Below are 14,748 nucleotides of genomic sequence, written 5' to 3' on the forward strand. Positions count from 1 at the left end.
GATGGACGGGCAAGAAAACTGCCCTCTTTTCGTCAGCGTTCGCGCTGCGGATTTTGATATTGCGGAAGAAATCCGCAAGCTTGGCGATGGTCGCAGGAATATCGGCGCAATCGTCAGCTTTACCGGCCTGTGCCGTGACGAAAACGGCAGGCTGGCAGCACTCGAACTCCAGCACTATCCGGGAATGGCGGAAGCCGAAATTACCCGCATTGCCCGCGATGCAATCGGGCGCTGGCCTTTGTCGGGTGTTTCCATCATTCATCGCTATGGCCTTATCAGGCCCGGTGAGAATATCGTGCTTGTCGTCACCGCTTCCGCGCATCGCAATGGCGCATTTGAAGCCGCGTCATTTCTCATGGATTACATGAAAACGAATGCGCCCTTCTGGAAGCGCGAGCATCTGGTGGATGAAACTCCCGGCGAATGGATTGCGGCAAAAGAAGAAGACGAACAAAATCGGGAACGCTGGCAAAAAGCATGAATGCCGCATTTCTTTCCATGAGGCTGTGCTGATTTTTAACTGTGAATTAACCATTTAACCCCCTAAAATAAGGGAGAATTTCAGGTGCCATCCGTTGCACTGCCACAATTTTCACAAGAAACTTGGATTATTGTCGGTTAATAAAATGCAAGGGAACGGAAGTTTCGGAATCTGGCAATGTCAAAAGGACTAACGAAAACCTTTTCAATCGCGGCGGCGATCGCTCTCGGCATTGGCGTGCTGGGCGGCACGGCGCTTTTCGTCACGACATCGATGCCGACAGCCAGCATTGCGGCGGAGAAGACCATCAGCGGCAAGGTCATGTATCTTGAGCGTATTGCCCTGCCGCCTGAAGCTCATCTCGTGGTTCAGCTCAATGACGTGTCCCTTGCCGACGCACCGGCAGAAATGATTGCCGAAACCCATCTGGCTTCTGTTCAGGGTTCCCCGATCCCCTTTGCCATCAATTTTGACACCAGCCAGATAGAGCCGGGTCATACCTATGCGCTTCAGGCGCGTATTTCTGCCGGGGATACGCTCTGGTTTGTCAGTGACGAGCGATACACCATCGACCCCGGGAAGCCGACGCTTCCGGTTGACATCAAAGTGGTGATGGTGCGCAAGAGCGCAGAAAATGTCGCTGCCGTCAGCATTGAAGGCAAGGACTGGCTGGCCGAGGATATTCTGGGGGGCGGCGTCATAGACGATGCGGAAACCACGTTGACAGTCACCGCCGATGGCGCGGCCAGTGGATCGGGCGGCTGCAACCGCTATTTCAGCAAGACCGCCATATCGGGCAGGAATATTTCTTTTGCCGAAATCGGTTCGACCTATATGCAATGCCCGCCTGCCCTCATGAACCAGGAGCGCAGGTTCCTCGATGCTCTCAGCAAGACCCGTTCCTATAAAATGGAAACCGGCAAGCTCGTGCTTGTGGATGAGAATGGTGAAGAACTCGCCACCCTCGCCCAAAGCCTTTGATTCAAAACATAAATTGACACAAAAAAGCCCGGATCAATCCGGGCTTTTTTATCAATATCGTATGATCAGCCGACGATTTCGGTTCCCGAGAACCAGTAGGCGATTTCTTCGGCAGCGGTTTCCGGAGCATCGGAGCCGTGGACCGAGTTTTCACCGATCGACAGGGCGAATTCCTTGCGGATGGTGCCTTCAGCAGCATCGGCGGGATTGGTTGCGCCCATGACTTCACGGTTCTTGGCAATCGCATTTTCGCCTTCGAGAACCTGAACAATGGTCGGGCCGGAAGACATGAATTCGGTCAGTTCGCCAAAGAAAGGGCGTTCCTTGTGAACAGCGTAGAAGCCTTCAGCTTCACGCAGGCTCATCCAGACGCGCTTGGAAGCGACGACGCGCAAGCCAGCCTCTTCGAGCTTGGCGGTGATTGCGCCGGTCAGATTGCGGCGGGTCGCGTCGGGCTTGATCATGGAGAAGGTACGTTCGATTGCCATTATGATACCTTTGATGGGAAAAGGAGGAAATGAGGCTCTATACCGTCGATAGGCCCGGTTGCCAAGTGCTTCGGCACGGCACTCTTGCAGGAAGTACCCGTCTTTATGAAAATTGCGCGTCGTGACTCGCGCCCTCCCTTGCGAAATTATCGAAAGCCATGCGATAGAGCCTCACCATGCTTATTCTTGATGACATATCCGTTCGCATAGCCGGGCGCCTCCTTATCGACCACGCCAGCGTGACGCTGCCAGCGGGGTCCAAGACCGGCTTCGTCGGGCGAAACGGCACGGGCAAATCCACCCTGTTCCGCGTGATCACCAGCGATCTTGCGCCCGAAACGGGCAGCATTTCGCTGCCTAAAAACACCCGCATCGGTCAGGTGGCGCAGGAAGCGCCGGGCACGGAAGAAGCACTCATTGAAATCGTGATGAAGGCTGACAAGGAGCGCACGGCGCTGCTCGAAGAAGCCGAGACTGCGACCGACCCGCACCGGATCGCGGAAATTCATACGCGCCTTGCCGATATTGACGCTCATTCGGCGGAGGCGCGCGCAGGCGCGATCCTTTCGGGTCTCGGTTTCAATGCACAGGCGCAGCGGCAGCCGGCTTCGGCCTTTTCCGGCGGCTGGCGTATGCGCGTTGCGCTGGCGGCAGTGCTGTTTGCCCAGCCCGACCTGTTGTTACTTGACGAACCGACAAACTATCTCGACCTTGAAGGCGTGTTATGGCTCGTCGATTATGTGAAGCGCTATCCGCATACGGTCATCATCATCAGCCATGATCGCGATCTGCTTAATTCGGCCACCTCGTCGATCATGCATCTCGATCAGAAGAAGATCAGCTTCTGGCGCGGCAATTACGATCAGTTCGAGCGGCAAAGGCATGAAATGCTCGAACTCCAGCAAAAGGCCCATGCCAAGCAGGAAGCCCATCGCAAGCATATGGAATCCTTTGTCGAGCGCTTCCGGGCCAAGGCGACCAAGGCCCGGCAGGCGCAATCACGCCTGAAGGCATTGCAAAAGCTCAAGCCCATCGATCTTTACGTCGAAAGCAATGTGCAGCCATTCCGCTTTCCCGATGCCGAAAAGAAGACCGCATCGCCGATTATCGCGCTCGATAATGCAGATGTCGGCTATGTGCCGGACAAGCCGGTCTTGCGCGATCTCACCTTGCGTATCGACAATGATGACCGCATCGCGCTGCTTGGCTCCAACGGCAACGGCAAGTCGACACTGGCCAAGCTGATCGCCGGGCGCTTGTCCCCGGAAAAAGGCAAGCTGACGCTTTCGCCCAATCTCAAAGTTGCCTTTTTCGCCCAGCATCAGCTTGACGATCTGATACCGGAAGACAACGCCATCGAGCATGTGCGCAAACTGATGCCCACCGAGCCGGAGGCGAAAGTGCGCGCGCGTGTTGCCCAAATGGGGCTTTCGACCGAAAAAATGCTGACACCGGCCAGGGATTTATCGGGCGGCGAAAAGGCACGGCTTCTCATGGGGCTGGCTACCTTCCATGGTCCCAACCTGCTGATCCTTGACGAGCCGACCAACCATCTCGACATAGACAGCCGCGAAGAACTGGTTCACGCGCTCAATGATTTCAATGGCGCGGTGATCCTGATTGCCCATGACCGGCATCTGATCGAAGCGACCATGGAGCGCCTCTGGCTGGTGCGCGAAGGCGGCGTGCAGCCTTTTGACGGCGATCTTGATGAATATCGCCAGATCGTGTTGTCCGACTCCAGAGGAGAGCCTGCGGGGCAACGCGACGAAGGGCCGAAGCTTACCAAGGCGGAGCAGCGCAAGCAGGCCGCACAAAAGCGCGAAACGCTGGCGCCCTTGCAAAAAAAGATCAAGGAAACCGAGAGCTTGATCCAGAAATTGCAGAAACAGATTCAGGGCTTCGCCGCACAACTCGAAGACCCTGCGCTCTATGAGAAGGAACCGCAGAAAGCGATCCGGATCAACAAGGAGATGAGCGACGCCAAAACCAGTCTTGCACAGGCAGAAGATGCATGGCTGGAAATGTCATCCGAATATGAAGAGGCTATGGCCGATTGAATCAGCCGCGAGGCCGACGCAGGCGCGTCCGCATCAAAGCATAGACGCCGAGCACTCCGAGCACGAGGCCAATCGTCGTATAGGTTTCATCAGCTTCCTGTGCCCCACGGCGCAGGACCAGATCAGCCTTTGAAAGTTGCAGGCCATCCGTATTGCCTTGCACGGCGCGGAAAGCATAAAGCCCCGGCAGGACCGGATCGATGTCGCCCGCGCTCTGGCGCAATATGGAACCGTCCTGCGGGCGATCCGAATTGATCGAACTGCTGGTCGAGGCGAAATCCAGCCCTTTGGACAGAATCGGAAAACCATCACGGCTGACAGCAATCGTCAGTGCCGAGCGGCGTTCGGCCGGGATGTAACCGGGCAGCGGCGTGGCATCTATAAAAATACGCACCGGCGCGTCGGTTTCGGAGAGGCGTATTTCCTGCGTTTTAAAACCGCTGCCACGGCTTTCAAGGATGGTCCAGCGACCGATTTCGCTGCCGGTAAAATGGCGCATATACCATGGATAGCCCAGCGCGAGGCCGAATCCCGCAATGATCATGGCAACAAAAATTGCGCGCATCAGGCTTTTCTCTCCCAGCGACGGTCCGGTGTCTGCTGCCAATAGGTCAAATCGTGGCTTTCCGCCTTGAAGGCTTTCCATTGCGCGCGCGCCTGCTCAAGCTGGTCCTGATCGTGACCGTCGAACATGACGACGAGCCGTTCATAATCCCCTGCCTGCTCCAGCGCCGCTCCTTCGACAAGAAAGCGGACCGTCGCGCCATTGGGATTGGCCTGCGATGTGGTGAGCAATACGGGCTGATGCTCGGGATGAGGCTCCTTGTCAGTGCCATGCGCCACAAAGGATGTGTCGGAAAAGGTCCAGAGCAGGCTGTCGAGAGCATCGCGTCGCTCCTCGCTGACCGCCTGAATCACCACCCGCCAGCCGCGCGCCAGCGAACGCTCGACAAGGCCCGGCAGGGCCTCATCGAGAGTGGATTCGGTCAGATGATAAAAGAGGATTTCAGCCATGCCTATCCGTACAGGATAAAGCGGAGCGAAGAAAGTGATTCACTTCCCCGCTCCAACCTGTTGTTCCTGAATCGATTTCAGCTTTCAAAATGATCGCGCACGAGGCGGTCGAGAAGGCGCACGCCATAGCCCGAAGCCCATGACCGGTTGTATTCATTGGCAGGCGAGCCCATCGCCGTGCCTGCAACATCCAGATGCGCCCATGGCGTTTCGCCGACAAAGCGCTTGAGAAACTGCGCCGCCGTGATCGAGCCAGCGTAACGGCCCGAACTGTTTTTCATATCGGCAAACTTGGAATCGATCATCTTGTCATATTCGCTTCCAAGCGGCATGCGCCACACCTTCTCGCCCGTTGATTGCCCGGCATCATAAAGCTGGTCGGCCAGTTCATCGTCATTGGAGAAGAGGCCCGCATGATGCGTACCCAGCGCCACCATGATCGCGCCGGTAAGCGTTGCAAGATTGATGATGAAACGCGGCTTGAAGCGGTCATTGGTGTAATGGAGCGCATCGGCCAGAACCAGACGGCCTTCCGCATCCGTATTGATGATCTCAATGGTCTGGCCTGACATGGAAGTTACAATGTCGCCGGGACGCTGCGCATTGCCGTCGGGCATATTTTCAACAAGGCCGATCACGCCGATGGCGTTGACCTTCGCCTTGCGTCCTGCAAGCGCGCGCATCAGGCCGGTCACGGCTGCGGCACCGCCCATATCGCCCTTCATTTCTTCCATGCCGGATGCGGGCTTGATGGAGATGCCGCCCGTATCGAAAACCACGCCCTTGCCGACAAAGGCCACCGGCTGATCCTTGCCTTTGGCCCCCTGCCATTCCATCACCACAAGGCGTGGCGGGCGCACAGAACCCTGCGCAACACCAAGGAGCGAGCCCATTCCGAGCTTCTTCATTTCCTTTTCGCCCAGAACCTCGACCTTCACGCCAAGTTTTTCGAGCTTTTCCGCTTCTTCGGCAAATTCAACAGGCCCAAGAATATTGGCCGGTTCATTGACCAGATCGCGCGCTTTCAGCACGCCATCGGCAACCGCTTCCGCGACTTCGAGCGCCTTTTTGGCGCTTGCGGTATCCGCCACGCAAAGGCTGATCTTGGCCGCATGTTTCGGCTCACCGTTTTCTTCATCCTTGCGGGTCTTGTAGCGATTGAAATCATAAGAGCGCAGAATCATGCCGAGTGCCACATCGGCGGCTTCGTCACCGGCAATCGTGGTTTCAGGCAGAGCCAGCGTCACGGTCGCGCGCGTGGATTTACCGATTCGCGAAAAAGCCGCGCCGCCGATCCTGATCCAGTCATCATTGCCAAGCTTGCCCGGTTCGCCGACGCCAACAAGAACGATCTTTTCCACATCGTCGCCAGATGTTTCTATTGCCTCGGCAGTTTTGCCCAGCGCACCGGAAAAGCCTGAAACTTCGATTATGCGCCGGATTTTATCTGCGCCGCCCGCCGCTTGCGCCGCCTCATCCGTGAAGCCCCCGCCTTTGGCGACCAGAACGATGCTTACGCCTTTTTGCGGTGCGGAAAATTCACTAAAAGAAATGGAAGGACGTTTGGACATAACAACTCCAGACTGGAACCAGACAATGAGATGACACGAATGTGTCGCGACTTTTCCTTACTCATGTGAAATGAATATGGCGAAACGGCAAGAGCGCCGCAGCATCAAATTCAAGTTTGCGTTAACTGGCGCGAGGTCTCACTGAATATGTTCTACATCTCCCATCCCGAACAAAAACAGGTTGCTCCAATTCGCCCGATCCCTTTAACATTCTTCAAAGCTGGCTCCGGCGGAGAATATTTAGTAATCTGTTAACCGCGTTTGTTGGGTTAATTTTAGCCAACCGCAATTAGAATATACGCTAGATTATCGGCACTGTTTTTTCAGGCAGGCCCTTCAACGAAACCGGGATGTAGACTCCACCTATGAGATTGATCGAGTTGTACATCCTGCGCCGCGTGGCCATCATGTTCTTTGCGGTGCTGGGGGCCGCAGTGGGCATTACGTGGACGGTGCAGGTGCTTCAGCGCATCGACTTTCTCACCACCAGCGGCCAATCCTTCCAGACCATCGTGCAGTTCAGCTCGCTGCTGATCCCTTCCGCCATTCCACTGGTCATGCCGTTTGCATTGATTATCGCGATCACGCAGACGCTTTCGACCATGAATCAGGATTCGGAACTGGTGGTCATCAATGCGTCGGGAGCACCGCGCAGCGCCGTCATGCGCCCGATCCTGCTGCTTGCCGCCGTCATTGCCGTGGTTTCGTTTCTTATCGCCAATTATGTCGATCCCTATTCCCGCATGAACATGCGCGCCATGATCGCCAATGCCAGCGCCGATCTGCTCAATGTGGTGATTCAGGAAGGCAGCTTTCGCAAGCTCGCCGACAATCTTTATATCCAGATCGCCGAACGCCAGCCCGATGGCAGCATTGGCGGGCTGTTCATCGCCGATTCGCGTGATCCGTCGCTCGATCTGATCTATTATGCATCTGACGGCGCTATCGCGAGCACGCCTGCAGGCGACATGCTTTTGATGCAGAACGGCGAAGTCCAGCGCCGCGACGTTTCAGACGGCACCGTTTCGCTCATCAAGTTCAATTCCTATGCGTTCGACCTGAGCCAGTTTACCTCTGCGGGCGATGAAATGGTCATTTACGCAAAAGACCGCCCGCTGTCCTATCTGATCAATCCCGATCCCAACGACCCGATCCTGCAAACGCGGCCATTGCGCTACAAGGCGGAGCTGCATCGGCGGCTGACCGAGTGGCTCTATCCCGTTGTCTTTGCGCTGATCGCCCTCGCCTTTGCAGGCGATTCGCGTTCGCATCGCGAAGCACGCATATCGGCATCGTTCTCGGCAATCAGCACGGCGCTTCTGGTCTATTGGGCCGGTTATTTTGCAGCCGACAGGGCGGACAAGGACGAAACCTATATCGCGGTGATGTATCTGGTGCCGCTCGGCGTTATTCTTGTGACCGGTTTCACTCTGGCGACAGGCCGACGAATAGGACTTCCAGACAAGTGGAATGACCGGCTTCTCGATGGGTTCGATCGTCTGCGGCGTGGTTTCTCCGATCTTTACAATCGCCTGACAGGACGATTTCGCGGTGATGCAGGAGGCCGGGCATGATCGGTTGGACGCTTGGCCGCTATTTCTTCCTGCGTTATGTGCAGATCACCTTCTACTTCCTGCTCGGAATTTTCGCGCTGGCGCTGCTGCTCGACTTCACGGAAAATGCAAGCAAGCTTGCCAATCTGCCCGGATATTCGGTTTGGGCCGCGCTGGGCATTTCCGCCATGCGCGTTCCTTTCATCATGCAGCAGATGATCCCATTCGTTGCCCTGTTCTCGGCTATGGCCACGCTTATCTCACTCAATCGCCGCTATGAACTTGTGGTCGCGCGCTCGGTCGGCGTTTCAGCCTGGCAATTCCTGCTGCCCGCCTGTTTCGGCGCGCTGCTGTTCGGCCTTGCAACGATCTTCATCCTCAATCCCTTCGCCGCCTATGGTTTTTCCAAGGCGGAAGAAATCGCCGCCACATGGAAGAGCGGCAAGGTCACGGATGTCTCCGCCCTGCGTGATCCCTGGCTGCGCCAGAAGACGGACGAAGGCGAGACGATCATCGGCGCCAAGAGCATTCTGGATCGCGGGGCCACCCTCGCCGATGCGACATTCATTCAGTTCGACGGCAAGAAGCAGATCAGGCAACGCTATGATGCGCGCGTGGCCCGGCTCAGGCAAGGCCATTGGGAACTGAGCGATGTCACGCGCTTTTCCTATGGGCAGGAGCCGGTCAGGCTTGAAAGCCTGAATATTCCCACGCAGCTGCGGCCGGAATATGTGGAAGAAAAACTCGCCTCGCCCGATACGATTCCCTTCACGCAATTGCGTCACAAGATCGAAGTAGCCCGTTCCTTCGGCTATTCCGCCAATGCATTTGACATGCAATACCAGTCACTTCTGGCATTGCCTGCGCTTCTGATGGCGATGACGCTCATCGCGGCAACAGTGTCGCTGAAATTTGTGCGATTTGGTCAGTCAGGAGCAATGATTCTGGGTGGCGTTGTTGCCGGCTTCATGCTTTATGTCGTTTCGGTGCTGGTGAAGGCATTCGGGAATGCGGGATTCGTTCCGCCGTTCGTGGCTGCCTGGGTTCCGGTTGTCATCGCGACGTTCTTTGGTGTCTCCTTTTTGCTGCATAAGGAGGATGGTTAGTGGGTTTGAGTAATGCCCGCATGGTGTTGCCTCATTCGTTCTCGCGTCTTGCGCGCGGGACGGCGTTGATGTGCGCCCTTGCACTCCCCTTTGTTTCTGCTGCTGTCCTTCCTTCTTCTGCCCAGGCGCAGGAAGCGCTTGGCACCGAGTATCAGACCGATCCGAATGCACGCATGCTCCTGCAGGCGGATGAACTCGTCTATGATCGCGATGTGAGTGTCGTCACGGCACAGGGCAAGGTGCGCATCGAATATGACGGCAACCGTCTCGTTGCGGATCAGGTGACCTATAACCAGCAGACGCGGCGCATGACGGCATCGGGCAATGTCGAAATCATCGAGCGCGACGGCAACCGTATCTATTCCGACCATATCGATGTGACGGACAGTTTCCGCGACGGCTTCGTCAATGGCCTGCGCGTCGAGACGACCGACAATACGCGATTTGCTGCTGAAAGCGCCGAGCGCAGCAATGGCGAGATCACGGCCTTCAACAATGGCGTCTACACGGCCTGCGAGGCCTGCGAAAAGAACCCGGACAAGCCGGTTCTCTGGCAGATCAAGGCCCGCAAGATCATCTGGAACAGCACGACGAAGACGGTTCGCTTCGAGCGCGGGCGCTTTGAGCTTTTCGGCATGCCTCTGGCCTATTTTCCGGCCTTTGAAATGGCCGACCCCACCGTCAAGCGCAAAAGCGGCTTCCTGTTCCCCGGTTTCAAATACAAGGAAGATCTGGGCTTCGGCATCAAGAATTCCTACTTCTGGGCGCTTGCACCCAATTATGATGTGACCCTTTCCACCACCGCTTACACCAAGCAGGGCTTCCTGACGGAAGCGGAATGGCGTCATCGCCTGGAAAACGGCACCTACAATCTGCGTATTGCGGGCATTCACCAGAACAAGCCTGAAGAATTCGACCTGAGGACTATCGACCGTGAAGAAGACAATCGCGGCATGGTGTCATCAAAGGGCGACTTCGCGATCAATTCGCGCTGGCGTTTCGGCTGGGACGTGATGGCGCAGACCGACCGCAATTTCAGCCGCACCTATGATATTGAAGGTTATTCCAGCGCGACACAGGTTTCGAAAATCTATCTGACCGGTGTTAATAACCGCAATTATTTCGATCTGAATTTCTATCGCTTCAATGTGCAGGAATCGATTCTGCCGGATAATCCCAATGAGATGCATTCCAGGCAGCCATGGGTTTTCCCGAGTCTCGACTATTCCTACACCCTGCCCGACTCCGTCTATGGCGGCGAGCTGAACTTCAATACGAATTTGCAGGTGCTCTACCGCAAGAACGCCAATCATACACCGGACAATGTTGCATATCCCCGCATTCCCGGTTTCAGCGGCACCAATATGCGGCTGACCCAGGAAGCGGAGTGGAAGCGCACCTTCATCACACCCGCCGGGCTCATCATTACGCCGCTTCTTGCATTGCGCGGCGATGCAATCGGCGCCAATACGAATTTTGATCCGACACTTGCCGGTTTTGCCGCAGATTCGGTGCGCTCGGAAGCATTCCGCGCCATGGCCACGGCGGGACTGGAACTGCGCTGGCCGATCCTCTTCTCAAGCACCAGCTCCACGCATATTCTGGAGCCCATCGCGCAGGTCTTCATGCGCAATAATGAACGCTATGCGGGCGAGCTTCCCAATGAAGATGCGCAAAGCTTCGTCTTTGACGCGACCAATCTGTTTTCACGCGACAAGTTCTCCGGCTATGATCGCGTCGAGGGCGGCACACGCGCCAATCTGGGACTGCGCTATTCGGGCAACTTCGACAATAGCGACTGGGCGCTTTATGCCCTTGCCGGTCAGTCATTCCAGTTGGGCGGCGTCAATTCGTTCGGCACCAGCGACTTCGTCAATGTAGGTGCCGATTCCGGTTTGGAAGATGCGCGCTCCGACTATGTCGCAATGATCGGCACTGCCAATTCGACCGGGCTTTCGCTGGCAGCGCGCGGACGGTTCGACAAGGATGATCTCGACATCAAGCGTGGCGAGCTGGAAGCACAGCAAAGCTTCAAGCGCCTGACTGTTTCGGCCCAATATGCCTATATCGCGCCGCAGCCCGCTTATGGCTATTCGGAAGTCAGGCAGGAAATCAAGGGATCTGCGACAGCGCGCATCAATACCAATTGGAGCGTGTTCGGTTCAGGGACTTACGATCTGGTGTCCGATACTCTGGTGCGTGCTTCGTCGGGCCTTGCCTATGACGATGAATGCTTCACCTATTCAATGGCCTATGTGCAGACGCGCAATCCCGGTGAAGACAAGGCTTCGCATAGTATAGGGTTTAATATATCGTTCCGCACGCTTGGCGATATAGGCAGCGGCAGCCAGACATTCTAAGACCGGATATAGTTCATTTACCGGTCTTTCCGTTGCTGCTGCATGCCAAAGGTCATTGTTTCGCCGCACTGCCTATTCTATACAGAAGTCGGAACAGGATTGGTTTTCGGCATGCCTGCCCTATAGTAAATGCGGCATGGACTAATCAGAATTAAGTACATCCGGTAAGGCGTCGCATTGCCGACCTGAAGGAATCGGGACAGAACGATGATGTTTGCAAGACCTCTTTTTGCCTCCATACTGGGTGCTGCGGTATGTCTGACGGCACTTGGAACAGCCGTGACGCTTGATCCGGCCTTCGCTGCCAGCGGTGGAACAGAGGTCAAGATCATCGTTTCGGGCAATGCCATTACCAGCGGCGACATTCAGCGTCGCGTGGCTTTTCTGAAGTTGCAGCGCAAGGGCGGTAATCTCAACCAGATCGCCCGTCAGGAACTGACCGATGACATGCTCAAGCGCGTGGAGATGAAAACGCGCGGGATCAATATTTCCGATCAGGAAGTGGATCAGGCCTATGCGGGCTTTGCGACCCGCAACAAGATGAGCGTGACGCAGCTTAACCAGCTGATGAATCAGGCGGGAATCACGCCCGACCACTTCAAGAAATTCATCATGGTCCAGATGGGCTGGGGACGGCTGGTAAGCGCACGTTTTCGTTCCGATGGAATGATCAGTGAGCAGGACGCCGTACAGCGGATGCTCAAGGATGGCGGCAAGAAGCCAGTCGCCACGGAATATCACTTGCAGCAAGTGATCTTTGTCGTACCCAATTCCAAGCGCTCGCCCGCAGCCCTTGCCAAGCGCAGGCAGGATGCAAATGCTGTGCGTTCACGTTTCCAGACCTGCGACACCACCCGTCAGCAGGCCAAAGGCATAATCGATGTGACCGTGCGCGATCTTGGCCGCATCATCGAGCAGCAGCTTCCGCCGGAATGGGCCAAGGACATCAAGGCCACCGGCGTCAATCGCACCACGCCACCGCATGATACGGAAAAAGGCGTCGAGTTCCTAGCCGTTTGCGCAACCCGTCAGGTATCGGATGACCGCGTTGCCCAGCTTGTCTTCTCCATGGAAGGGGTCGATTCCGCCGCAGGGCAGGAAAAGAAAGCTGAAGAGATGAGCAGCAAATATCTTGAGGAATTGCGCAAGGACGCCAAGATCGTAAACCGCTAATATAGCTGATCCGAAAAGTGTGAAACGGTTTTCGGAACAAGATGCGCGTCGCAACAGATAGGCAGAGCATTTCCCATGATTGAAGCAAAACAGGAAATGCTCTGGAAATGAGCAAGCAGCCTGTTCTTCCGCTCGCCGTCAGCATTGGCGACCCTTCCGGCATCGGGCCGGATATTGCACTTGCGGCATGGCTCAGGCGTGCCGAATTCGCATTGCCCCCCTTCATGCTCATTGCCGATCCTGAGCAGCTTGCGGCGCGCGCGCGTCATCTCGGTCTCGATATTTGCATTGCTGTGATAAGCTCTGCATCGCAAGCCGCCGCCATTTTCACGCAGCAACTTCCCGTTCTGCCACTGGCAAACAGCCACAAAGAAAACCCCGGCACGCCATTGCCGGAAAACGCGGCGGGAACCATAGAGGCAATCGAACGGGCAGTCGCGCTCACATTGGGCGGCGAAGCTTCCGCCATCGTCACCTGTCCGATCGCCAAGAAGCCACTTTATGAAGCGGGTTTCCGCCACCCCGGCCATACGGAATTCCTCGCCGAACTGGCCAGCCGTCATCTGGGCCGCAATGTCACGCCGGTCATGATGCTTGCAGGGCCGCAATTGCGCGCCGTGCCTGTGACAATCCATATACCGCTGGCGCAGGTGCCGATCGCGCTGACAAAGAAAGACATCATCGAGATCTCGCATATCACTGCGCGGGAGCTGGAAGAACGCTTTGGCATCGCTTCCCCTCGCCTTGCCATTTCCGGGCTTAATCCGCATGCAGGCGAAGGCGGTGCGCTCGGCAAGGAAGATGACGCCATCATCCGCCCGGCGATTGAAGAATTGCAGCGCGAAGGCATCAATGCCCGGGGTCCGCTGCCTGCGGATACCATGTTTCATGCGCCAGCGCGCGCGACGTATGACGCTGCGATCTGCATGTATCATGATCAGGCACTGATCCCCGCCAAGGCGCTGGCCTTTGACGAAACGGTCAATGTGACGCTCGGCCTGCCTTTCATCCGCACTTCGCCCGATCACGGCACTGCTTTCGACATTGCCGGAAAGGGCGTCGCACGTCCCGACAGTCTCATCGCCGCTATCCGTCTTGCGCATCAACAGGCCGAGAATGCAGCGGGGTTGAATCATGAGCATCGATAATCTGCCACCGCTGCGCGAAGTCATTGAGCGGCACGACCTGATGCCCAAAAAATCACTGGGCCAGAACTTTCTTTTCGATCTGAACCTGACCTCGAAAATCGCACGCCAAGCGGGCAATCTCGAAGGCCAGCCGGTGATCGAAGTCGGTCCCGGGCCGGGCGGGCTTACCCGCGCGCTTCTTGCACAAGGCGCTTACGTGACCGCAATCGAGCGCGATGAACGCTGCCTTGCTGCGCTTGCTGAGATCGAGGCGCATTATCCGGGGCGATTGCGGATCATTTCAGGCGATGCGCTTGAACAGGATTTCACGACCCTGTTCCCCGATGGGCCGAAACCGCGTATCGTCGCCAATCTGCCCTATAATGTCGGCACGCAATTGCTGCTCAACTGGCTGCTGGCCGAACCATGGCCACCCTTTTATTCTTCGATGACGCTGATGTTTCAGCGTGAGGTCGCCGAACGTATTGTGGCTTTGCCCAATGGCGATCATTACGGACGGCTCGGTGTCCTCGCCGGCTGGCGAACACAGGCGAAAATCGCCTTCGACGTTCCTCCGCAGGCTTTCACGCCGCCGCCAAAAGTAACTTCGTCGGTCGTGCATATCGTACCGCGCGAGGAGCCTCTGCCATGCAGTGCTGCAAGGCTGGGCCAGATAACGCAAGCCGCCTTCGGCCAGCGCCGCAAGATGCTGCGGCAGAGCCTCAAGCCGGTTGGCGGCGCGCAATTGCTGGAAAAAACCGGCATCGACGGAACGCGCCGTGCGGAGACGCTCAGCGTCGAGGAATTCGTGGCGCTGGCTACTGTATAGGTTTC

Annotated in this window: 13 protein-coding genes; 9 read left to right on the top strand and 4 right to left on the bottom strand. The window is 56.5% G+C overall.

What is annotated here, in order from left to right; all coding sequences use genetic code 11:
* The first annotated feature begins 1 nt into the window (after position 1).
* On the top strand, positions 2-481 hold the full coding sequence (locus tag DKP76_RS10675) for a molybdenum cofactor biosynthesis protein MoaE (RefSeq protein ID WP_109706407.1): 480 nt from the start codon (positions 2-4) through the stop codon (positions 479-481).
* Between the two features lie 177 nt (positions 482-658).
* Positions 659-1,462, top strand: coding sequence for an META domain-containing protein (locus tag DKP76_RS10680; RefSeq protein ID WP_109706408.1), 804 nt, complete (start codon positions 659-661; stop codon positions 1,460-1,462).
* A gap of 65 nt (positions 1,463-1,527) precedes the next feature.
* On the opposite strand, the gene ndk is transcribed toward DKP76_RS10680, so the two are convergent.
* A complete protein-coding gene (gene ndk, locus DKP76_RS10685; protein ID WP_109706410.1) occupies positions 1,528-1,950 on the bottom strand; it encodes a nucleoside-diphosphate kinase in 423 nt (140 codons plus the stop codon).
* A gap of 176 nt (positions 1,951-2,126) precedes the next feature.
* On the opposite strand from ndk, the gene DKP76_RS10690 reads away from it, so the two are divergent.
* Complete coding sequence (locus DKP76_RS10690; RefSeq protein ID WP_109706412.1) at positions 2,127-4,010, top strand: ABC-F family ATP-binding cassette domain-containing protein; 1,884 nt, start codon at positions 2,127-2,129, stop codon at positions 4,008-4,010.
* Position 4,011: 1 nt separating this feature from the next.
* On the opposite strand, the gene bspB is transcribed toward DKP76_RS10690, so the two are convergent.
* The 3 genes from bspB to DKP76_RS10705 all read right to left on the bottom strand — a co-directional run bounded on the left by bspB (position 4,012) and on the right by DKP76_RS10705 (position 6,595).
* Entirely contained in the window at positions 4,012-4,575 is a 564-nt protein-coding gene (gene bspB, locus DKP76_RS10695) for a type IV secretion system effector BspB (RefSeq protein WP_109706414.1), read from the bottom strand.
* Positions 4,575-5,024, bottom strand: coding sequence for a DNA polymerase III subunit chi (locus DKP76_RS10700; RefSeq protein ID WP_109706416.1), 450 nt, complete (start codon positions 5,022-5,024; stop codon positions 4,575-4,577). The genes bspB and DKP76_RS10700 overlap by 1 nt, the downstream gene beginning before the upstream one ends.
* Positions 5,025-5,101: 77 nt before the next feature.
* The gene (locus tag DKP76_RS10705) at positions 5,102-6,595 is read right to left on the bottom strand and encodes a leucyl aminopeptidase (protein WP_109706417.1); all 1,494 of its coding nucleotides are present in this window, start codon (positions 6,593-6,595) and stop codon (positions 5,102-5,104) included.
* 365 nt (positions 6,596-6,960) lie between these two features.
* Between DKP76_RS10705 and lptF the strand changes: the two genes are divergently transcribed.
* The 6 genes from lptF (at position 6,961) to rsmA (ending at position 14,743) form a co-directional block, all read left to right on the top strand.
* Entirely contained in the window at positions 6,961-8,169 is a 1,209-nt protein-coding gene (lptF, locus tag DKP76_RS10710) for an LPS export ABC transporter permease LptF (protein WP_109706419.1), read from the top strand.
* Positions 8,166-9,254, top strand: a complete 1,089-nt coding sequence (gene lptG / locus DKP76_RS10715; RefSeq protein ID WP_109706421.1) for an LPS export ABC transporter permease LptG — start codon at positions 8,166-8,168, stop codon at positions 9,252-9,254. Before lptF ends, lptG begins: the two co-directional genes overlap by 4 nt.
* 20 nt (positions 9,255-9,274) lie before the next feature.
* Complete coding sequence (locus tag DKP76_RS10720) at positions 9,275-11,614, top strand: LPS-assembly protein LptD (RefSeq protein ID WP_109706423.1); 2,340 nt, start codon at positions 9,275-9,277, stop codon at positions 11,612-11,614.
* A gap of 207 nt (positions 11,615-11,821) precedes the next feature.
* Positions 11,822-12,787, top strand: coding sequence for a peptidylprolyl isomerase (locus DKP76_RS10725; protein ID WP_109706425.1), 966 nt, complete (start codon positions 11,822-11,824; stop codon positions 12,785-12,787).
* Positions 12,788-12,894: 107 nt separating this feature from the next.
* Complete coding sequence (pdxA, locus tag DKP76_RS10730) at positions 12,895-13,935, top strand: 4-hydroxythreonine-4-phosphate dehydrogenase PdxA (RefSeq protein ID WP_109706427.1); 1,041 nt, start codon at positions 12,895-12,897, stop codon at positions 13,933-13,935.
* Entirely contained in the window at positions 13,922-14,743 is an 822-nt protein-coding gene (gene rsmA, locus DKP76_RS10735; protein ID WP_109706429.1) for a 16S rRNA (adenine(1518)-N(6)/adenine(1519)-N(6))-dimethyltransferase RsmA, read from the top strand. Before pdxA ends, rsmA begins: the two co-directional genes overlap by 14 nt.
* Positions 14,744-14,748: the final 5 nt, after the last annotated feature.

It is taken from the genome of Falsochrobactrum shanghaiense (assembly GCF_003149535.1).
Lineage (GTDB): Bacteria > Pseudomonadota > Alphaproteobacteria > Rhizobiales > Rhizobiaceae > Brucella > Brucella shanghaiense.